Source organism: Clostridium sp. FS41, assembly GCF_000954015.1.
Classification (GTDB): Bacteria; Bacillota; Clostridia; order Lachnospirales; family Lachnospiraceae; genus Enterocloster; species Enterocloster citroniae.
On sequence record NZ_JYHN01000081.1, the window covers coordinates 51561 to 73674 of the forward strand.

17 protein-coding genes are annotated in these 22114 nt (G+C 48.3%); 15 read left to right on the plus strand and 2 right to left on the minus strand.

What is annotated here, in order from left to right:
* Positions 1-107: 107 nt before the first annotated feature.
* The 15 genes from CLFS41_RS25760 to CLFS41_RS25835 all read left to right on the plus strand — a co-directional run bounded on the left by CLFS41_RS25760 (position 108) and on the right by CLFS41_RS25835 (position 19643).
* The gene (locus CLFS41_RS25760) at positions 108-1043 is read left to right on the plus strand and encodes a LysR family transcriptional regulator (protein WP_045093951.1); all 936 of its coding nucleotides are present in this window, start codon (positions 108-110) and stop codon (positions 1041-1043) included.
* Positions 1015-1350: a GntR family transcriptional regulator gene (locus tag CLFS41_RS25765; protein WP_007859380.1), complete on the plus strand. Its 336-nt coding sequence runs from the start codon at positions 1015-1017 to the stop codon at positions 1348-1350. The genes CLFS41_RS25760 and CLFS41_RS25765 overlap by 29 nt, the downstream gene beginning before the upstream one ends.
* Positions 1351-1664: 314 nt before the next feature.
* Positions 1665-2672: an amidohydrolase family protein gene (locus CLFS41_RS25770; protein ID WP_045093952.1), complete on the plus strand. Its 1008-nt coding sequence runs from the start codon at positions 1665-1667 to the stop codon at positions 2670-2672.
* Positions 2673-2693: 21 nt separating this feature from the next.
* Positions 2694-4064, plus strand: coding sequence for a hypothetical protein (locus tag CLFS41_RS25775; RefSeq protein WP_007859378.1), 1371 nt, complete (start codon positions 2694-2696; stop codon positions 4062-4064).
* Between the two features lie 85 nt (positions 4065-4149).
* Positions 4150-4983: a helix-turn-helix domain-containing protein gene (locus CLFS41_RS29180; RefSeq protein WP_007859377.1), complete on the plus strand. Its 834-nt coding sequence runs from the start codon at positions 4150-4152 to the stop codon at positions 4981-4983.
* A complete protein-coding gene (locus CLFS41_RS25785; RefSeq protein WP_045093953.1) occupies positions 4973-6328 on the plus strand; it encodes a hypothetical protein in 1356 nt (451 codons plus the stop codon). Before CLFS41_RS29180 ends, CLFS41_RS25785 begins: the two co-directional genes overlap by 11 nt.
* Before the next feature lie 26 nt (positions 6329-6354).
* A complete protein-coding gene (locus CLFS41_RS25790; RefSeq protein WP_007859375.1) occupies positions 6355-7122 on the plus strand; it encodes a 3-ketoacyl-ACP reductase in 768 nt (255 codons plus the stop codon).
* A gap of 11 nt (positions 7123-7133) precedes the next feature.
* Positions 7134-9083 (plus strand): FAD-binding protein, encoded by a 1950-nt coding sequence (locus CLFS41_RS25795; RefSeq protein ID WP_045093954.1) that lies wholly within the window; start codon positions 7134-7136, stop codon positions 9081-9083.
* A 69-nt stretch (positions 9084-9152) separates the two neighbouring features.
* Positions 9153-10988: a sensor histidine kinase gene (locus tag CLFS41_RS25800; RefSeq protein ID WP_045093955.1), complete on the plus strand. Its 1836-nt coding sequence runs from the start codon at positions 9153-9155 to the stop codon at positions 10986-10988.
* Positions 10961-12628 (plus strand): helix-turn-helix domain-containing protein, encoded by a 1668-nt coding sequence (locus CLFS41_RS25805; protein WP_045093956.1) that lies wholly within the window; start codon positions 10961-10963, stop codon positions 12626-12628. Before CLFS41_RS25800 ends, CLFS41_RS25805 begins: the two co-directional genes overlap by 28 nt.
* Before the next feature lies 1 nt (position 12629).
* Positions 12630-14000, plus strand: a complete 1371-nt coding sequence (locus CLFS41_RS25810) for an extracellular solute-binding protein (RefSeq protein WP_045093957.1) — start codon at positions 12630-12632, stop codon at positions 13998-14000.
* Positions 14001-14275: 275 nt separating this feature from the next.
* On the plus strand, positions 14276-15619 hold the full coding sequence (locus CLFS41_RS25820) for an extracellular solute-binding protein (protein ID WP_007859366.1): 1344 nt from the start codon (positions 14276-14278) through the stop codon (positions 15617-15619).
* Positions 15620-15732: 113 nt separating this feature from the next.
* Positions 15733-16623, plus strand: coding sequence for a sugar ABC transporter permease (locus CLFS41_RS25825; protein ID WP_007859364.1), 891 nt, complete (start codon positions 15733-15735; stop codon positions 16621-16623).
* On the plus strand, positions 16623-17498 hold the full coding sequence (locus tag CLFS41_RS25830) for a carbohydrate ABC transporter permease (RefSeq protein ID WP_045093959.1): 876 nt from the start codon (positions 16623-16625) through the stop codon (positions 17496-17498). The genes CLFS41_RS25825 and CLFS41_RS25830 overlap by 1 nt, the downstream gene beginning before the upstream one ends.
* 42 nt (positions 17499-17540) lie before the next feature.
* Positions 17541-19643: a glycoside hydrolase family 36 protein gene (locus CLFS41_RS25835; protein WP_045093960.1), complete on the plus strand. Its 2103-nt coding sequence runs from the start codon at positions 17541-17543 to the stop codon at positions 19641-19643.
* Between the two features lie 272 nt (positions 19644-19915).
* On the opposite strand, the gene CLFS41_RS25840 is transcribed toward CLFS41_RS25835, so the two are convergent.
* Both CLFS41_RS25840 and CLFS41_RS25845 read right to left on the minus strand, forming a co-directional pair.
* A complete protein-coding gene (locus CLFS41_RS25840) occupies positions 19916-20410 on the minus strand; it encodes a hypothetical protein (RefSeq protein WP_045093961.1) in 495 nt (164 codons plus the stop codon).
* An 11-nt stretch (positions 20411-20421) separates the two neighbouring features.
* Entirely contained in the window at positions 20422-22107 is a 1686-nt protein-coding gene (locus CLFS41_RS25845; RefSeq protein WP_007859359.1) for a PucR family transcriptional regulator ligand-binding domain-containing protein, read from the minus strand.
* Positions 22108-22114: the final 7 nt, after the last annotated feature.

Genomic DNA, 22114 nt, shown 5'->3' on the forward strand with positions numbered 1-22114 from the left:
GCGCATGGGACAACTTTATGTACCTATTGTAGCATGGAAAATAAATAAAACAATTTCATAGATTTTATGATATAATTGAAATAAATTAATAACAAAGGAGGAGAAACGTGGAATTCAGGCAGTTAAAAACCTTTGTCACGGCGGCCCGTCTGGAAAGTTTCTCAAAGACCGCGGAGCTTTTAGGTTATTCCCAGTCCGCAGTGACGGTGCAGATACGGCTGCTGGAGGAAGAACTTGATACCAGACTGTTCGACCGTCTTGGCCGAAAGATCGCACTGACCGCCCAGGGACAGCGTTTTCTTGAGCAGAGCCAGCTGATCCTTCAGGACATCAACCAGGCAAAGGAGAGCGTCAGGGAAGAAACAGACCTGAAGAACCCGCTGCACATCGGTACGCTGGAGTCTTTATGCTTTGCAAAGCTGCCGCCCGTGCTCGGCTATTTCAGGGCAAATCATCCCCGGGTCCCGATCAAGGTCACAACAGCGCCGCCTGGGAAACTTTATGAGATGCTGGAGCAGAACCAGCTGGATCTGATATACCTTCTGGACAGGGCCAGGTATAATAAAAATTGGATCAAGGCCATGGACCGGAGGGAATCCATTGTATTTGTCACATCCCCGTGCTATTGGGGAGACCGCCCTAAAAGCATCTGCCTTAAGGACATGATAGGAGAACCATTTTTTCTCACTGAAAAAAACGAGAATTACAGGAAAGAGCTGGATTCATTTCTGGAAACACAGGAATTGGAACTGATCCCTTCCGTGGAGATCAGCAATACTGATTTTATCATTAAGATGCTAAAGGAGAATGGGGGGATTTCCTATCTTCCGGGTTTTGCCGTTGAGGAGAGCATTGGCAGGGGAGAGCTGATCCGGCTGGATGTTCGGGACCTGGACGTTATCATGTACCAGCAGATATTTTATCACAGATGTAAGTGGAAGACCCAGGAGATGGATGTGTTCATCTCAAGACTTGGGGGTGTCTCAGAAGATAAAACGTGGGGAGGGGATATTTATGGAGATCCAGTTAAAACGGGGCAGTAGCACTCCGCTGTACAGACAGCTGCGCAATAATATAAGGGATCAGATACTGTCAGGCCGGCTGGCGGACGGATTTAAGCTGCCTTCGGAGCGCCAGCTGGTGGAAAAACTGCAGGTCCACCGCAACACGGTTAAAAAGGCTTATGAAATGCTGATACAGGAAGGTCTGGTGTATGCCTCATCTAAAGCTCCCAGGGGATACTTTGTGAAAAACAGTCCGGCAGAGGCAAAGCCGGATCCTGTCCCTGAGACAAGGCGGACCTTTTCCTCTCTGGACAAAAACTTTAACTACTCAGTGCGGGGACATTAAACGGGACAACTAATGCGGTGATCATGACAAGCCGTACGGATACGCCGGAGGACAAGTATGATTCTATTTTGACGGCTGTTTTAAAGGCAATGTGATCGGTTTGTGCGGGGAGCCGGGTCTTTTGGGACCTGGCTCATTTTGCGTGTTGTGAGATGGGATAAAAACGGATAATATGACAGTAAAATGCATATTTGTAACAGGATTCTACCAGAAATACCATATCCGGAAATGGTATCATTATCATGTGAAACAGATGATAATAGTTGGCCATACATTATCAGAATTGATGAAAGTGCAGGAGAAGGAGAATCAACATGAAGTCAATCGATGTATTCTGTCACCTTATGCCCAGGCGGTATGCAGAGCTGGCGATGAAAGAATCGCCCAATAAGTCACATATGTTTTTGAGAGCGTTAAAGATGCGGGCCATGTCTGATATGGAGTATCGTCAGACCGTCATAACAAAATTTCCGGAATATAAACAGATCCCCAATATTGTGTCACCGCCCGTGGAGCTGTTTGCAGGCCCGGATCAGTCGCCGGGGATTGCTGCGGTTGGCAATGATGAGATCAAGAAAATCACGGATGAACATCCGGAAAGCTATGAGGGGTTTATTGCAGGAATACCATTTAACAATGTTGCAGCTTCTATCATGGAAATTAAAAGGTGCAAAGACATGGGGGCAAAAGGAGTCCAGATTTATGCACATATGAATGGAGAGGCAATCGACCAGGAGAAATTCTGGCCTATTTATGAAATATGTGAAACGTTAGATCTTCCCATACTGATCCATCCGGTGGGAGGGCAGAAAGTACCGGAATTTCCCGCGGAGGATGCGTCAAAGTATGAACTTTGGTTTCTGATTGGATGGCCGTATCAGACTACAGTTGCCATAAGCAGGCTCGCATTTGCAGGAATCTTTGAAGATTTCCCAAATTTAAAGATAGTTACGCACCATGTGGGCGCAATGATTCCCATGTTGGAAGGGAGAATTGAAAACGGGTTAAAGATGTATGGCGGAAGGACCGCTCCGGAACTGAAAGAAAAGCTTACAAGGACCAGGATGAAAGGCAATCCCCTGGATACCTTTGAGAAATTTTATGTAGATACAGCTTCTTTTGGTTCAGCTGCCGCCATACGGTGCGGTATTGAGTTTTTCGGAAAAGATCATGTCCTGTTTGCCAGCGATATGCCTTTTGACCCGGAACAAGGGCCGGGTTATATTGACCGTACTTTAAAGGCAATAGACAGCCTGGATCTCTCGGCGGAAGATCAGTCGGCCATTTTATTTGGCAATGCAAAACGAATATTTCATGTATAATATAGGGGGAGGGTTTGACAAATGTTAAAAACCGTTAATTCGATTCTGACGAATCAGTTTTTTCTTATGTTTCTTTCAATTGCAACAGGGCTTTTGATTGGAAGGATCAAGATCAAAAGTTTTTCTCTGGGAGTGTCCGGCGGCATATTTACAGGGATTGTCATCGGATACCTGACTACCAGATGGGCTCATACGGTCTCAGAGGGCGGAGTGGGATATGCGAACGCGAAAAGGATTCTGTCCACAGGCGTTGTGGCGCAGGTGTTCTTTACCTTTTTTCTATTGCTGTTCTTGGTTTCTATCGGGCTGAAGGTGGGGAGCAGCATTGGGACGATATTTAAAAAATACGGAATGAAGTTTGTGGTGATCGGCATTTCCATTCCGGTTGTATCCATGCTTGTGGCATGTGTTCTCTATGGAAGTGTATTGTCCTCTAATCAGTCCATCACACCATTTGAGACAATTGGAATGTATGCCGGTTCCATGACAACAACCCCGGGCTACGGAACTGCTTTGGATGCAGCCGGGCATGTTGATTATGGAACTCTTTATAAAGAAGCATCGGAGGAAGATAAGGATAAAATGCTGCTGAAGATCGACCCGTCAGGCACGCTGTCAAGAACAGATACGGCAGCGTTAAACGAGGAACAGATTGCAGCGTACAAGGAAGCTGCTTCATCCGCAATCAGCCTGGGCTATACGGTTGCATTTCCTATGGGAGTATTGGTCATCGTTGTCATGCTTTCGGCCCTCCCCAAACTGTTCCGTATTGATATGGAGCGGGAAAAGGAAAATTATCAAAAAGAAATGAACGAAGTGTCCGGGGGTGGAAAGACTGCCAAAGAGCCGCCGCTTAACTTCATGGTGATGTCTCTCGTTGCTGTGATTGGTATTATTGTGGGGAGCATCACGATCCCGCTGGGCAGCTTTGGCAGTTTTTCAATGGGAGCAGCCGGCGGAGTGCTTCTGGCAGCCCTGATCTTAAGTTATATTGGCCAGATCGGTCCCGTGAATTTCAGGATGGACTCCAAGGCTCTCGGAATCATGTACCAGATGGGGCTGACATTTTTCATGGCAGTAGTCGGTCTGCGCTATGGGTACGATGTAGTTACATCCCTGATGGGTTCCGGCCTGGCTCTTGCAGTGGCAGCGATTTTTGTGGAAATGACCGCAGTGCTTGTAAGCTTTTTCATTGGCCGCAAATTATTTGGTTTAAACTGGATCATTTTGAGCGGTGCAATCGCAGGCGGGTGCACCTCTGCTCCCGGTCTTGGCGCTGCCATCAGTTCCATTGGCTCAGAAGAACCGACTGCGGGATATGGTGCCGCACAGCCATTTGCAATCCTTGCAAATGTTCTGCTTGCAACTATATTTTTTAATATTATGTTGTAAAGGTATGTTACAATGATTTTTGTATATAGGAAAACCGTGTGCTCTCGGATACGCCGGGAGTACACAATTATGTAAGGAGGTTCCTATGGAGGATTTCTGGATTGAACATCGCTATAGTTCTTGTAATTATACACTTCCGCACCATTATGAACATACATATCAGATACTGTTCCTTTTGTCGGGAAGGATCGAATATCAGGTAGGGGAAAAGACATATGAAGCTGGAAGAGGCGGGATCATTGTGCTCAATACATTGGAAGAGCATACACTTACGGTTCTGGAATATCCATATGAACGCTATATTATTCAGATTAATCCCACATTTTTCCAGAATGAAGTGCGGTATCCGGAAATCATATCCGTCTTCATAAAACGGCCCGCAGATTTTTCACATCTGCTGCACCTGACTGATCCTGTCTGGAACTATTTATATGAATTAATACTTGAGATGGAAAAGGAGTACCTTGGGAAGCGCCAATATTGGGAGATGTATGTTGGCGCTGATCTGCGCCGGATGTTTATTACCATTTTCAGAGAGTGTGCGGATATTCTTTCTGCGATGAAGATAGGAGCGGGCGCAACCATAGCATACAAGGTGCTCAATTATCTGGACCACCACTATGCCGAGGATATTTCGGTTGATAAGGTAGCGTCTGCCCTATATATGAACAAGCACTATATTTCCCATGTTTTTAAGGACGAGACGGGATACAGCCTTATGGATTATGCAGTTTCTCTGCGGATGAATCGGGCTAAGGCAATGCTTACAGAGACAGACAGGAGCATTTCTGATATTGCATCCGATTGCGGGTATACAGATTTTACATATTTTTCTAAAAAATTTAAAAAACATACAAATTTATCACCGAGTAAATTCAGAAAACAATTTTACAGGAAGGAAAACAATCATGGCACATGAAAAGTTCCATTATGGATGCTTGGAAGATTTAATAAATAAGCTGAATGAACTGGATCTTTGCCTCCCCTTTGCAGAGGACACCGGTATTCTTGCAGCACCGCTTAAGGTGAGACATATAACAATGCCTAACCGCCTGGGGATCGCTCCCATGGAGGGGGCGGATTCAATGCCGGACGGATCGCCATCTGATCATACCATGCGCAGATATATAAACGAAGCAATTGGCGGCAGTGCCGTCATCTGGTTTGAGGCAATCTCCATTGTGCAAGAAGGGCGCTCCTCAAAGACACAGCTGCTTCTTTCAAGGGATAATCTGGAGAACTATAAGGCCCTGACTGAAAAAGTGAAAGAGGCCGGCAGGAAGAAAAACGGATATGCACCGTATTTGATCATGCAGGCAAACCACAGCGGACGTTATTCTAATCCGGATAACAGACCGGCGCCAATGACCGCCTACCGCCATCCGTACCTTGAACAATACAGGGCTGCCGATGACTCCTGTATTGTCACGGATGATTATTTGAAGGGACTGGAAGAAGCGTTTGGTGAAGCTACAAAGCTGGCCAAAGAAGCTGGTTTTGATGCAGTGGATATTAAATGTTGCCACGGATATCTTCTGGCCGAACTTTCTTCCGCCTACACGAGACCGGGTAATTACGGCGGCAGTTATGAGAACCGCACCAGATTGCTGAAACATAGCATACAAGCTGCAAAGGTTTATGAGAACGATACATTCCAGGTGACCTCCAGACTGGGAATTTATGACGGATATGCATATCCCTATGGATTTGGCGTGAGTCAGACCTCCGGGCTGAGTCCGGATCTTACTGAACCGATCCGCCTTGTAAAAGAGCTGTATGAGGATTATGGATTAGCCATGGTCGATCTGACAATGGGAAATCCTTATGCTACGACCCATGTGACCAGACCTTACGACATGGGAAAATATGTACCGGATGAGCATCCTTTAACAGGGATTGCCAGGATAATCCAGGGGATTGGAACTGTTAAAAATGCTGTTCCGGGAATGGTGGTATATGGCTCTGCACCTACTTACCTGAGACAATATGCGGATCTGTTTACCGCAGGCGCTGTGAAGGAAGGTTTTTGTGACGGCATGCTTTTTGGAAGAATGGCCTTTGCGGATCCCGATTTTGCAAATGAGATCATCAGATATGGAAGGATTAATCCAAAGAGGGTGTGTATGACCTGCGGTAAATGCGGGGACCTGATCAGGGCACATAAGCCAACTGGCTGCGTGATCCGTGATCCTGATATATTTATGCCATTCTACAGGGATTTTCAGGAAAATAAGAAGTATCAGCCCGCTGATTTCAGAGGCTGATTTCAGAAAAAGGGAGGGAAGATCACATGAAGAAGACAGCGGTAATAACAGGCGGAAGCCGGGGGATCGGATATGCTGTGGCAAGACAGTTAGGGTTAGATGGATACCAGATCGTGATTCTGGCCACAGGAAGCCGGACGGTGTATCAGGAAGCTCTGGATCAGCTTACAAAATGTGGGATCACATGGCATTATGTACAGGGATCCATTGCCCTGGCAGAAGACAGGGAACGGCTGGTGAAGGAAAGTGTGGGACGCTTTGGCAGGATAGATATTCTTGTAAACAATGCAGGGGTTGCTCCCAGGGAGAGGAAAGACCTTCTTGAGATGACAGAGGAAAGCTTTGACAGGGTAATTGGAATTAATACAAAGGGAACTATGTTTCTGACCCAGCTTGTGGCAAAGCAGATGATCAGCCAGGAGCAGGTATTTGAGAATAAGGGGCATATCGTGAATGTGGGCTCATGTTCAGCAGAAGTTTCCTCCATTACAAGAGGAGAATATTGCATATCCAAGGCAGCGGTTTGCATGCTGACAACCCTCTTTGCAGACCGTCTGGCATCAGAGGGGATTGTTGTGAACGAAGTGCGTCCGGGCGTGATCGCAACAGATATGACCAGCGCCGTTACTGATAAGTATGACAGGATGATAGCCAATGGAGGGATGCCCATTGCGCGTTGGGGAAAGCCGGAGGATGTGGCACAGATGGTGAGCCTGTTTTGTTCAAACAAGGTTCTTTATACAACGGGCAATTATATTGACGTGGATGGCGGTTTCCATATAAAACGTCTGTAAGGGGAACAAATATGAATGTACAGGAACTTATAATTGAACATATCGTTATAGGAAGCGGAGCAGCAGGCTTTCAAGCCGCATTAAAGCTTCACCAGGCAGGAGAGACAGATCTTGCGGTTATAACAGAAAATATAAAAGCTGGGACTTCAAGGAATACCGGCTCAGATAAACAGACCTACTATAAACTGTCCCTTGCGGGTGCGGATCGGGATTCAGTCCGCACCATGGCAGAGGACTTGTTTGCCGGCGGATGTGTGGACGGGGATCTGGCTCTCTGTGAGGCCGCGTTGTCCACAAGATGCTTTTTTTGCCTGGCTGATCTGGGAGTTCCGTTTCCCTGTACGGAATATGGGGAGTTCATGGGCTATAAGACAGATCACGACAGAGGAAGAAGGGCTACCAGTGCCGGACCTTATACTTCCAGGCTTATGACGGAATGTCTGGAAAACGCCGTGAAAAGGCAGGGGATCCGGATCCTGGACGGTCTGCAGGTGATCCGTCTTCTTGTAAGGGAGAAGCGGTTATATGGGATTTTATGCTTAGACAAGAACAATAAAATGGAAGTCTCCTACCTAATCATCTGGTGCAGGGATGTGATTTTAGCAACAGGCGGGCCTGCCGGCATGTACCACGACAGTGTATACCCCATGTCACAGCTTGGAGCCAGCGGTATGGCGTTTGAAGCTGGGGCGATAGGCAAGAACCTGACGGAGTGGCAGTTTGGAATGGCGTCACTGAAACCTCGATGGAACGTCAGCGGGACTTATATGCAGGTACTTCCCACATTTATATCCACAGATGCCGAAGGAAAAGATGAAAAGGAGTTTCTTCTGGATCATTTTGAGACACCGGAAGAAATGCTTTCCCTTATTTTTCTAAAAGGATATCAATGGCCCTTTGATGTGGATAAAATGTTTGGCGGATCCTCACTCATTGATCTGCTGGTATATCAGGAGACCATATTAAAGGGCAGACGGGTATATCTTGATTTTACAAGGAATACAGGGGGACACCCAATCCGATATGACCAGCTGGCGCCGGAGGCATATGCGTATTTGAAACAGGCAGGGGCATTGGCAGGGACACCCATTGAGAGGCTGAATCAGATGAATAGGCCGGCAATCGGTTATTATGGGGATCATGGGGTGGATCTATATCAGGAGAGACTGGAGATAGCTGTCTGCGCCCAGCACAATAACGGAGGGATTTCAACGGATTTTCATTGGGAAACCAATATCCACGGACTGTTTGCAGTGGGTGAAGTCTGCGGCAGCCACGGAGTCACAAGGCCGGGAGGGACTGCACTGAATGCCGGTCAGGCCGGAGCTGTGCGGGCAGCGGAGTGGATCCGTCAAAGGAAGCTTTATGATCTGCGTCAGGGAGGATGGCCGGAGAAAGATGGGAACAAGCAGAGAGAGGCGGAACATGCTCTAAGAGGAGATGCATACCGGTTCATAAAAATCCCGGAGCTTGCATGCGGAGCGGAAACCCTTCAGGATTTATGGCTGAAGGCAGCAAAACGGATGAGCGCATACGGAGGAATGATACGGGAAGGGAGACAGATCCAGGCGGCGCTTTATGATACAAGGAGAGAACTGACAGAATACCTGCACCTTGTAAAACGGCCTGGGATGAACCAGCTGCCTTTGTTCTACAGACTGCGGGATATGCTCATATCTCAGATGGTATACCTGTCGTCCATGCTGGACTACTGTAAAAGCAGCGGAGGAAGCAGGGGGTCGGCCCTGTATACAGATGGAAATGGCAGGAAACCGGACAGCAGACTGCCGGATCTGTTCAAATGCACCCTTGATAACGGATCCCATGCAGGCATGATTCAGGAAGTTATCTGTCAGGGTACTGAATGTGAGATTGAATGGCGTCCGGTCCGGCCTGTTCCGGAGGTGGACTATTTCTTTGAAAATCAGTGGAAACTGTACCGTGAGAGGATAATGTTGTGAATACGATTTCCGGTAGAAATAAAATACAAAATTTGATATACTTTCCTCAAACACGTTTGGGGGATTCATATGAAAAAGAGAATGGAATTGCCGCAGAAAATGCGGTTTAAAATATTGATCCTTTGTCTGGCCTGCACCATGACGGCCCTTCTTTTGCAGACCTGGCTGTTTAACAGGAAATCCTCCACTCTGATCTACAATCAGGCGAAAAAGGAGAGCTTCAGTCTGCTGCGGAATATGCAGGATGATCTGTTCACGATCCTCAAATCCATGGAAAATAATATCATAAAGGTCTACAACCGCCAGCAGCTGATCCGGGATTTAAAGGAAAAGGAATCCATTTCCCTGCTGAGGGACAAGTATTACAGGGAGTCCTATAACATTGCCATGGAATGCTTTGACACCTCCGATGGAGTGGTTGCCCTGTATCTTTATAACGGGGAGGATGAGATCATCAGCACATACCGCAGGGCCGTAACCCCGCGCCATAATTATCCCCTGGATATTTACGAACATGCAGAGGAGAACAATGCGGATCTGGTCAGGCAGTATGCCCACTCGGACGAGACAACCATGCTGGTTTCCAGCTATTTTAACCCATACCGTGATACGGATATTATCCGGCTTGTGATGAAGCTGTATAATAACAGCAATACAAGCCAGATGATCGGTTACATTGCATGTGATGTGGACAGCAAGATATTCCGGTACAGGATGGAGAAATTCATTACGGACAGCGATATGTTTATGTGGCTTCAGCCCGTGGGGGACCGGGCGGCCGTATCCGTGGGCAGTCTGGGGGAAAATGACCGGAAGCTTTTTGACGGGATATCAGACCATTTACGCCAGGGAGAACAGGATTTCAGCCTTCCCACAGGCGGCAGCCAGAGAGTCTTTTTCCAGGTGGAACAGAACAAATATAACTTAAGTGCGTATGCGCTGATGCCCCAGGCACTGCTGGCAGCCAATCAGCGCACTCTGACGGCCAGCCTTTTCACCATAGCGGCCGTGATGCTGGTGATCACCCTGGTGTTCACCTTCCTCTGGTCCAAGAGCCTGACCCGTCCCTTGGAGGAACTGACGGAAATGACGGACCGGATCAAAAAAGGGGAGACAGACCTGCGCGTAGCGGTGAAAAAACATGATGAGATAGGGGCGCTGGGGCAGAGCTTTAACGAGATGCTGGATCAGATCGAAGCTCTCCTTGTCAGGGAGTATGAGACAAAGCTGCTTTTGAACCGGGCGGAGTATAACGCACTCCAGGCCCAGATCAATCCGCATTTTCTGTATAATACCCTGGATACCATGAGCAGCATTGCCCAGGTCCGCCACTGTGATGAGGTAAGCCATCTGTGCCAGTCCCTGTCCAATATTTTTAGGTACAGTTTGGATATGAAGAATCCATTTTCCACGGTTGCCAAAGAGATCGTGCACCTGAAGAATTATATCTATGTGATGGATGTGAGGATGAGGGATCATGTGGCCTATGAATTTGATATAGATGATGAAGTCCTGAAGGACACGGTCCCAAGGATCTGTGTACAGCCGCTGGTGGAAAATGCCTTAAACCACGGACTGCGCAATGTGAGAGGGGAAAAACACGTTGTGATCCGGGCCAAGGTACAGGAGGATAATCTGATCATTGCCGTGGAGGACAACGGAGTGGGGCTGGAGAACGCGGAGGAACTGAACCAAAAGATGAAGGAAAATGATCTGGATCTGGTGGAGCGGGGCAATTCCATCGGTCTGATCAATATAAACGCAAGGGTAAAGATGCTGTACGGCGATTCCTATGGAATACGGGTGGAGAGCGCGCCGGGGACAGGGACACGGGTGTACCTGACAGTAGCAAGACTGACAATGGGGGAGGTTGAACAGTGGAAAAAGAAGTCTATAAAGTCCTGATAGCGGATGATGAATACTGGACCAGGGAAAAGCTGTGTTCCATGATCGACTGGTCCAGATATTCCCTTTGCTGCATGGAACCGGCAGCGGATGGGGAAGAAGTGCTCAGGCGCATTGAAACAGATGAGCCGGATATTCTGATCACGGATATCAACATGCCCTTTATGAATGGGGTAGAACTTCTGGAGATCATACATGATAAGTACCCGGATATTATTACTTTTGTGGTCAGCGGTTATGATGATTTCCGGTATGTAAAGGATACGTTCATGGCCGGGTCCATCAATTATCTGGTAAAACCCATCACCAGGATCGATCTGGTGAATGCCCTGTCCAGGGCATTGGAGATCATCAGCACCAGGAAGGCCCATGCCAGGGCCCGGGAGGAGCAGCAGATCCAGCTGTTAAAAGCAGCCTCCCTTTTACAGGACAGGGAGTTCAGCCAGCTTCTTGAGCGGGAGGGCTCCTCCTTCACCTCGATCATCACCATCAACAATGACATGGACTTTGCAGGGATGAGCCTGATGCTGGTGAAGATCCACGATATGGGCAATCTGGTCAAACGGTATGGGCATGATATGAACCTTTTGTCCTACTCTGTGAAAAAGGAGATACGGCGGTGCCTGAAAAGCGAGGCCCCGTTTGTGTTCAACCATATATACCGCCCCAATGAATTTGCCATTGTGTCGGAGCTGGACAACCGGGAACTGACCGACAAGGCCAGATACCTTATGGTCCAGCTAAAGCCCCTGTTCCAGTCAACCATCACCATCATGCTCAGCGGCCACTCCTATTCCATGGACAGTATCCATGAGGCATATATCCAGGATATCTCCATGCTGATGACGCGTACCTACACGCCGGAGGATGTGCTGCTTGTGCCGGGGCACTCCGGGATTTCCGGTGGAAACCGTAATATAAGCAGCCGGTTCGGCGACAGCCAGGTCAGGGAACTGAAGGAACTGATACGAAAAAAGAACCGGGCAGCCATTGAGAACCTGGTGTTCCAGGGAACCGGACTTGACTGCTGCGCCCAAGATAAGTGGGAATATCTGGAGGTAAAGCAGACGGTCAAACGTATATTGAATACATTTCCGGAGACGCTGGGCAGCAGTCTGTCCGCGGAGGAGACTGCTGTTTTGGAACATATGATCCACATGTCGGACCGGACGGTGGAGCGCCTGGATGCAGGCATTCTATGCGATGGGGTGCGCGATGTGATCGAGTACTGCATGTCTGTGGGATATGAGGAAGCAGTCCATACGGTGTCCGACATCATGCGCAGAGCCGCCGCGTACATAGATGAGCATTACAACGAGGATCTTAGTCTCTCCGCCCTGGCAAAACAGTTCGGAATGGAGAGCACCTATTTTTCCAAAACATTCCGACAGGAAACAGGGGAGAACCTGATGCTGTATATCACCAGGAAAAGGATGGAAAAGGCCGACAGCTATATCCGTGAAAGCGAGATCAGCCTGACTGAGATCGCGTTTATGGTGGGATATGATGACTACGCATATTTCAGCAGGGTGTTCAGAAAATATTTTGGACGAAGCCCGAGAGATTACAGGAACGCGGTGCAGTGTCCGGAACCATCGGGCCACACCATAGCAAATTCCGGCGATATACGGAGGGATTAGATTGGAAGGGAAGAACAGCATTGGATCACCGGTGCATGTGTATGGGCGGCGGCCGCAGGCGGCCGGCAGGACAGGAACGGCCGGCAGGATGAGTGCGGCCGGCCGGACAACGGCATTCAGCCGGATCATAACAGCCTGCATCATTGTATCTTTGTTTTTGTCAGGCTGCGGAAAAAAGGCGGAGGCCGTTGCAAAGGAGTCGGATGCGGTAATCCTGACCGTGCTGGCAGGTCAGTCCACCTCAGACGCGGGCATGGAGGATATGATCGATGAGTGGATGGAGGAACATTATCCCGATGTCAAGCTGGAATGGGAATGTGTGGACTGGGGAGAGAGCTTTGATGCGCAGGTTCGCTCCAGATTTGCGGCAGGGGATGTGCCTGATATCATTGTGGGAAAAGCGCAGGATGTAAAAGCGTATGTGGGGACCGGCAATCTGGCTCCTATTGCAGAGTCCTGTTCGGCTATGATCAAACAGGATGCCCTGGACCTGGTTACGGTGGACGGCACGGTATATGGACTTCCTTTTAATGCATGGTATCAGGGGGTACTTTACAATAAGAAGATTTTCAACACATATGGACTGGAAGTGCCTCAGACCAGGGAGGAACTTTTAAAGATACAGGAGATATTAACGTCCCGCGGTCTTACCCCCTTTGCCGGACATTTCCAGGAGAGCTGGAACCTGGGCAATACCACCATGCAGTTTATGATGAATGAGGTGTTCTGCGATGAGCCGGACTGGGGAGAACAGTTCCGGAAGGGAAAGGTGAATTTCTCGGACAGTCCGGCTATGAGGCGGTGTCTGGAGAACAACCGGAATATTCTGGAACATTCCTGGGAGGATGCACTGAGTATTGACCAGTATGAGAGTGATAACCGGTTTGCCGGCGGACAGGCGGCTATGTACCTGACCGGCTCCTGGTCTTTGCAGTTTGCCAACCAATATAACCGTGGTGATGAATTTGGGATATTTCCCTATCCCAATGAGCACGGGGACGCCAGGCTTTTGCGCGAAACCAATATGACTTTTATGAAAAGCGCCCGCACCGGATACGATGAACTGATCACTGAATTGTTCATGGGCATATTTTCCGATCAGCAGCTTCAGAGTGAGATCCTTGACTATACGCAGACGCAGCCCACCGTAAAAGGATTTGAGCCTGAATACAGGAGCTGCATTCAGGATGATATCGATTATTACGAACAGAGCGGTCAGGTGCTGGATGTGACCATTGGCAATAACCAGCTGGTGTGGTCCTACCAGAATGCGGTCGCAGCCCAGCAGCAGCTTTGGCTGCAGGGAAAGAAAAGCCTGGAGGAGGTTCTGGAATTTGCGGATGATAACCGGGCGGAGAGTATGAATGAGTGATATCTATATGAATACGGTCAATATAAGCGGAGTTGTACATTTCACAAAAATGTGCAACTCCTTTTTCAATTTAGTCCTATTTGTTCATGTCGGAAAAAAAGTATACTTGGTATATCAAAAACATCATGTGCAAGCGCCCAAAAGACGGACGCTAAGTGCTCATAACGAGCCACTGCACTAAGTTCGAGGGAGACCTCACTAAGTGCCAGTGACATGTATCGCACGTAAGCGCCCAAAAGACGGACGCTAAGTGCTCATAACAAGGAGGAACGTTCATGAAAAGAAAACAGGTATTGGGTGTATTGGCAGCAATTACGGCGTCCTGTGTATTGGCAGGATGCGGGGGGAGTTCCGGCGGGACACAGACCGCGGCACCGGAAAAGACTGAAGGGGCACCGGCCGCAGAGGCAGGAAGCAGCGAAGCGGCGCAGCCGTCCGGATCTGATGAAAAGGTTACGCTGACCGTGCTGGCGGGGCAGTCCACCACGGACGCCGGTATCGAGGATATGATCGATGAGGCTCTGGCTGAAAAATATCCCAACATCACCCTGGAGTGGGAATGTGTGGACTGGGGAAATGATTTCCAGCCAAAAATGCAGCAGTACCTCCAGTCGGGGCTTCCGGACATTATGATCGGAAAAGCGCAGGATGTGGCGACCTACGCTCCTTTGGGAGTGCTTGGTACCATTGATGATACATATCTGGACCGTGGCCTGGACGCAGCCAGGGAAAATGTGACGGTGGATGGAAAGACATACGGAATGGTTTACAATGCCCTGTATCAGGGAGTTTACTACAACAAGGCCATGTTTGAGGAAAATGGATGGGAGATCCCCAAAACACAGGATGACCTGCAGAAGATCATAGATGACTGCAACGCAAAAGGGATTACGCCATTTGCAAGCCATATGGTAGATACCTGGTCCATCGGCAATGTGACCATGCAGTTTGCCATGAACGATGTATTTAACAAGGACCCGGAGTGGGGAGATAAGTTCAGGGCAGGAGAGGTATCCTTTGCTGACAGTAAGGAGTTTCAGACCGCTTATGAGTATAATAAGCTGATTTTTGACAATACCTTTGCCAACACATTCAGCATGGAGCAGACTGACTGTGATGCCAGGATGGTGCAGGGGGAAGCGGCTATGAAGGTTTCCGGTTCCTGGTCCATCCAGAACTTCCTGGATATTGATGATGCCTTTGAGTTTGGTATCTTCCCGTTTCCCAACCAGACAGGGGATTCCAAGCTGATATTTGAGCCCAATATTACCCTGATGACAAGTGCAAAGACCGAACATCCGGACGCTGTTAACTGTGTTCTGGATCTGCTGACCTCCGACAAGGAGCTGGCTGTGGAAATCTATGATTATACCAAGACTGCCTCCATGCTGAAGGATGTGACACCGACCTTTGAGAATCCCAGTCAGGAAGATATTGATAAGTATGCTGCCGATGATATGATCGTGGACGTTACTCTGGGCAACAACCAGCTTGTATGGGGAGGATTCCAGGAAGAGAACGCAAAGGATATCGCCGCATGGCTTCAGGGCGATGAAACCTTTGAGGATGTTCTGGCCGCATCCGATGCAAGGGTGGATGCCAGTTCCGCAACCAAATAACATACCAGCGTTGCAGCCAAATAAAATGAAAGGCGCGGTTATAATAACTGCGCCTTACTATGTACTCGCGCTGAACTGTACTGATCTGTCTGGCATGAAAGGGGATAATGAGGATGCCTAAAAATAAAAGCGAAATAATGGGCAGAAAACTCTTTTTGCAGTATCTGCTTCTGGTTCTTCCCGGCTTTATCATATTTACGATCGGGTTGATCCTCCCGCTGCTTCTGTCGTTCCGGTATTCGGTGACAAGCTGGGACGGAATCTCACCGGAAAAGGTATTTGTAGGATTCAGGAACTATATGGACCTGTTTCAGGATGATAATTTCCGAAGCGCATGGTGGTTTACCATTAAATTCACCATAGGGAACACTCTGATCCAGAATGCTGCAGCCCTGCTGTTTGCAGTGGCCCTGGACAGCGGGATCCGCTGCAAGAAAATATACAGGGCAGCCTTTTTTATTCCCTGTCTCATCAGTGCCGTGATCGTGGGCTTTGTGTGGCTTAAAATGTTTTCCAACGTGCTTCCGGCTGTGAATGACTGGCTGGGAACCAATTTTAATTTTATGCTGTTCGGCAGTGGAAAAACCGTTCTCTGGGGGCTTTTGATCGCCAACAACTGGCAATGGATCGGATACTGGATGTTGATCTATCTGGCCGGTCTCCAGTCTGTGCCCTCCGATCTGTATGAGGCCGCCAAGGTGGACGGAGCCGGAGCAGTAAAACGGTTTTTTAACGTAACCATCCCCATGCTGGCACCCGCCATTACCATCTGTGTGGTGGGCATTACCACCGGCTCCCTGAAGGTATATGACCTGCTGGTATCATCCACCAAGGGAGGTCCGGGGCGGGCGTCCACATCCGTGATCTACCAGACTTATACCACGGCCATCAACGGCAGGCAGTATGGATACGGTTCCGCAATGACAGTTACCCTGGTGGTGGCCCTGCTTTTGGTGGCCCTGATCCAGGTGAAGGGACTTAAAAGTAAGGAGGTTCAGGCGTGATGAAAGGATTGAAAAAGGACAGAACGGAAAAGGAAGAAAAGATCCGCCAGCCCTATACCAAAACAACCGCTGTGGTCCAGGTGCTCATGACCATGCTGGCGGCTCTTTTCCTGGCCCCCCTGTTTATCATTGTCAATTACTCTTTTAAGACAAAGAAGGAGCTGTATATCAACAGCCCACTGTCGCTTCCGCAGTCATTTCAGCTGGATAATTATGTGAAAGCCATCGATAAGCTGAATATGGGAACTACCTACATCAACACCTTTATCTATACGGCGGTCAGCGTATTCGTGCTTGCCATGCTGTGCGGCATAACGGCGTGGGCCATTGCGCGCTGCAAGCACAGGTTCTTTAAATTCTGCTACATATATTTTATTGTAGGAATCCTGATACCCTACCAGGCATTGTTCCTTCCCATCTATACCATTGGTTTTAAAATGCATTTGACCAACACAAGATTCGGCATTATTTTCATGTATATGGCAACGGGCATTTCCTTTGGCGTATTCCTCATGAACAGTTTTATGTCCACGGTTCCGGTGGAACTGGAGGAAGCGGCCAGGATTGACGGGTGTTCTGTGTTTAAAACGTATTTTTCAATCGTGCTTCCCCTGCTGAAGCCCGCCATGGCAACGCTGATCATCATGCAGGCCTTTCAGATCTGGAACGATTACCTGCTGGCCAGTCTTTATGTGAGCAAAAAACAGCTGAAAACCCTTACCGTGGCGATCCAGTCCCTTTTTTCCGCCCAGACCAGCGATTATACAACGGCCATGGCCGCGATCGTACTGTCGGTGCTGCCCATTGCGGTCCTGTTCATGTGTCTGCAAAAGTATTTTATCAAAGGAATGACCGTGGGCGCCGTTAAGGGATGAGTGTGCCGCGTCAGGAGCATTTTCCATCAGGAGGATATCAGAATGGATACAATATTAAAAGAATACACACTGGGAGACATGACGGCGCGTTATCTGCTGGATGAAGAGCAGCACGCGGGCCTGGAGCTGTATCCAACCCATATGCCGGTCCCGGCCTACAGAAAGAAGAAGGCAAAGCTGGACGGTATGGTGCAGCTTAAGCTGGCCGGAGACGTCTACAACGGAGCATATGCGCCGGGCAATACGCTGCGCAATGGCGGGAGCGTGGACCAGCTTCATTATAAAAGCCAGGAAACGGTGGAGGAAAAGGATTCCCTGACAGTCATTACGCATCTGAGGGATGACCGGGGCTGCGGGATCAGGCATTTTCTGCACTGGGAACAGGGCATGCCCTGGGTCAGGATGTGGAATGAGCTGACCAATGAAAGCCGGGAAACCATTTTGCTGGAGATGATCTCCAGTTTTTCCCTGACCGGTATCTCGCCGTATCTGGAGGGAGATTGCCACGATCAGATTCAGGTACACCGCCTGATGAGCCGGTGGAGCCAGGAGGGAACCCTCCTCACCCAATCCATGGAGGAACTGCAGCTGGATACGTCATGGAACATGGAGTCGGTCCGGTGTGAGCGGTTTGGTCAGGTGGGATCCCTTCCGGTCAACCACTATTTTCCGTTCCTGGCCATGGAGGACAGGAAAAACCATGTGTTCTGGGGCGTTCAGCTGGCGCATGGCGCATCCTGGCAGATGGAGGTTTACCGCATTGATGAGAATATTGCAGTCAGCGGCGGACTTGCGGATCGGGAGTTTGGGCATTGGATGAAACAGGTTGGCCCGGGCGGACATTTTACAACGCCGGAATCAATTGTCACCGTATGTAACACGGACTCCATCGACATCCTCACCGGACGGCTGACGGAGGCAGGACAGAAGGCGGCGGACAATGGGCCCGGAATTGAACAGGAACTTCCCATGGTATTTAACGAATACTGCACCACATGGGGATGTCCGTCCCATGAGAACATTGTGGAGATATTACAAACAGTCAGGGAAAAGGGCTTTACCTATTTTGTGATCGATTGCGGGTGGTACAAGGAGGACGGTATTCCCTGGGATATCAGCATGGGGGATTACAATATTTCAAAGACACTGTTTCCGGGAGGGCTGGAACAGACCGTGAAGGCGATCAAGGAGGCAGGGCTGAAGCCGGGAATCTGGTTTGAGATTGAAAATGTGGGAAAGGCGTCCATGGCCTACCAGATGGAAGAACACCTCCTTCACCTGGACGGCAAAGTGCTGACCACCACCAGGCGCAGGTTCTGGGACATGAACGATCCGTGGGTGGAGGAGTACCTGAGCGAACGGGTGATCGGAATGCTTAAAAGATATGGGTTTGAGTATATGAAGATCGACTACAATGACACCATAGGAATGGGCTGTGACGGCTCAGAGTCCATCGGGGAAGGCCTGCGGAAAAATGTGGAAAAAACCTATGAGTTTCTGGATAAGATCAAAAGGGAGATCCCCGGCATTGTTCTGGAAAACTGTGCGTCCGGCGGACACAGGCTGGAACCGCGCTTCATGGCAAGTACCAGCATGGCATCCTTTTCCGATGCCCATGAATGTGAGGAGATCCCCATTATCGCAGCCAACCTCCACCGGGCGATCCTGCCAAGACAGAGCCAGATCTGGGCCGTGATCCGGGAACAGGATTCCGGGAAACGGATCGCGTACTCCATTGTAAGTACATTTTTAGGGAGATTATGCCTGTCCGGAGATGTGACAAGGCTGACGGAAAGCCAGTGGGAAGTCATTGACCGCGGAATGAAGTTTTACAAAAAGCTGGTGCCCATCATCAAGCATGGCCAGTCGTACCGCTTCGGACCTGCCGTAGGCAGCATCCGCCATCCAAAGGGATGGCAGGCAGTGGTGCGCGTGGGAAGGGACGGAGGGCAGGCCTGTGTTATCCTTCACACATTTGACGGCAGCCTGCCGGAACGGATCAGCATAGACCTGCCCCAAGGGTGCCCGGAGACTGTACAGGATATGTATTCGGATACGGATGAGGCGGTCACTGTGGAACAAGGCTGTCTGTGCTGGGTGCCTTCTGATAACAGGAAGGCGGCGGCGGTGCTGCTTGGGACGTAATGATTAATAAGTGTACTCTCGGAGTCTCCTCGGCACCCATGTTTGCGGCTGATTTTCCGCCAGTCGCACACAAATTTAATCAACGTACACGCCGTGTACCCTTCATAAATTGGTGCACAACTGACAAAAAATCATCTCACAAATCTGAGTACCGGGAGATTCCGAGAGTACACATAAATGCTTAGTAACAAAAACACATACCATTCCAGGGATATCTGTGCGGAATGATATGTGTCTTTTTATTGCCAGCATGACCAAACTTGAAAGGCTTTTTAGATAATCCCTCCATCTTCCCTATCTGTCTTATTTACAAAATCCAAGTGATATAGTTTTTCCCAATGGTTAATATTTAAGGTTCCCCTTGTGAGATGAATTGCTAAAATACAGCAATTTTCATCCTTTTCATTGTTCGCCATATCGTACCAGTTAGCAAAAGCTGTACGAAGTTTTGTTCTTATTTCTGCATTTTGGGGGTCAAGTACCCAACCAAGGCTTTCCCCTACTCCCATAGCAGTAAACATCTCCGAGGAGAGCGCAACCGCAACCTCGGCATTTTGTTCTATTTGCAACATTTTATTTGATTTTCCATATGTAACAATATAAAATGTGCAGTCTTCATAATAGGCATCCACACACCGGACAGCCGGGCGAGGCTTTCCGTTAGTACCCGATTCCCGGGCGATCGTTGCAAGGGAAATAAGATTATCTTTTCCGTTACCAAACTTCTCATCAAGTAATTTTAATCCTTCTTCGTACATACTCGTCATTATAATGTCTCCTATCTATAATGGGAAAAATAATCAAACTGATTCAACAGGATTGTAAGGCGAAGCCCAATAATACTGTCAAGATTAGAGAAGCTGACATGGATCAGGTTCTCTATTTTTGCGATCCTGGCATGGAGGGTGTTGACATGGATGAATAATTTTTCGCTTGTTATTTTATAAGAAAGCTCATTGGAGAAAAAGTATTCCAGGGTAAGATACAGGTCCGAGGAATGCTTTTTGTCGTAATCCACAATGGGTTTTAAATAGGATTGATACAGTTCATTGAGGTAGGCGTCATTGATATTGCCGTTGCTGTCGGTGAACAATTTGATGATCCCCAATTCCCCGTATACCAAAAGACACACATTGTCCTGTTTGTTTTTTGCGTAATTGATGGTAAAAGCAGCTTCATTAAAGGCCCTTCTCAGATCCCAGTAATGGTGCAGGTCACTGATCCCCATGATGAAATGGGAGGAATTAAAATAGGTGGAAAGGGCATCGTATAACTGTGCGCCCATGGCCTTGATGGAGGGGACCTTATCATCGATCAGGATGACCCATTGTTCCTTATATAAAAAGACCAGGAATTTATTATTGTATAACTTGATATGTTTTAAATGATTGATAAATCCGGTCAGCAGTCCCACATTGTTAAAGATATTTAAGTCCTTGCGGCTGTTGATCAAAAGCAGGTAATAGCTGCCGCTGAGCTCCGTGTTCAGGCTCAGGCCGATCTGCTTTTTGCGGGCGCGGTCTTCGTGGGACATATCCAGGAGACTTTCAAAAACAACACTTTTAAAATAATAATTTGATTTCTCGAATTCAGCGGTAATACTGTTTTTCAGAGAATAGATGGACTCAATGGTCTCTAGCCGGCAGATCAACTCCGGGGGCAGTGTTTCCGCAAAGGACCGGTATTTTACAATGATAAAAAATGCGGAGGTAAATTTTGAAATATGGGAGGGAATGATAAAATACTGATACTCCCCGTTAATGGCAGTGTCCTGGTATCTGTAGCCGTTCATTGTGACGCCGTTAAAGTTCTCGCCAATGGGAATGCGGTGGTGCAGGGCGCTGACCCTCAGGTTATACAGTTCCGTGTTCCAGTTATTATCGTTTGAGCTGTCCTGAAGCCGCAGGTTGTAGTCTGCAATGGCGATGGTGATCTGTGTCAGGTTGTGTACGATCTCACACAGGCTGTTGAGGGTATAGTTTTTGGACAGATAATTGATGATGGAATTCTGGAAATTCTGGTTCTCAACAAGGTACTGAGTCTGATTGTTGATGACCAGATTCTGGATCAGGACGATCATATCGCGCCACGGAACATTGTCCTCTATAAATATAAGGGGAATATGATAATTCATCAATAAGTTTTTCTGTTCCGTGGTAATATATTCTTCATACAGCTTATGTGTGATGACACCGGAAATCTGCTTCTGGTGCAGGGTATTGATGAACTTTTCAGTGAGGCAGGTGCGCATAAAACGGCTTATGATCAGGATATCCCCTTCATGGAGCCAGTCGTCAATATCCTCCACATCCATAACGGTTGCGCTTTTTATGACACGCTGAAGTCCCTGTTGTGTTATGACCGTATCACAGGAATACATTTGCTTTGTATTGAGAAGATCCCTTATGGAAACCTCCTTGAAATCATTGTGAAACGTATACTTTAATGAATTATCTCCCATCATATCCACC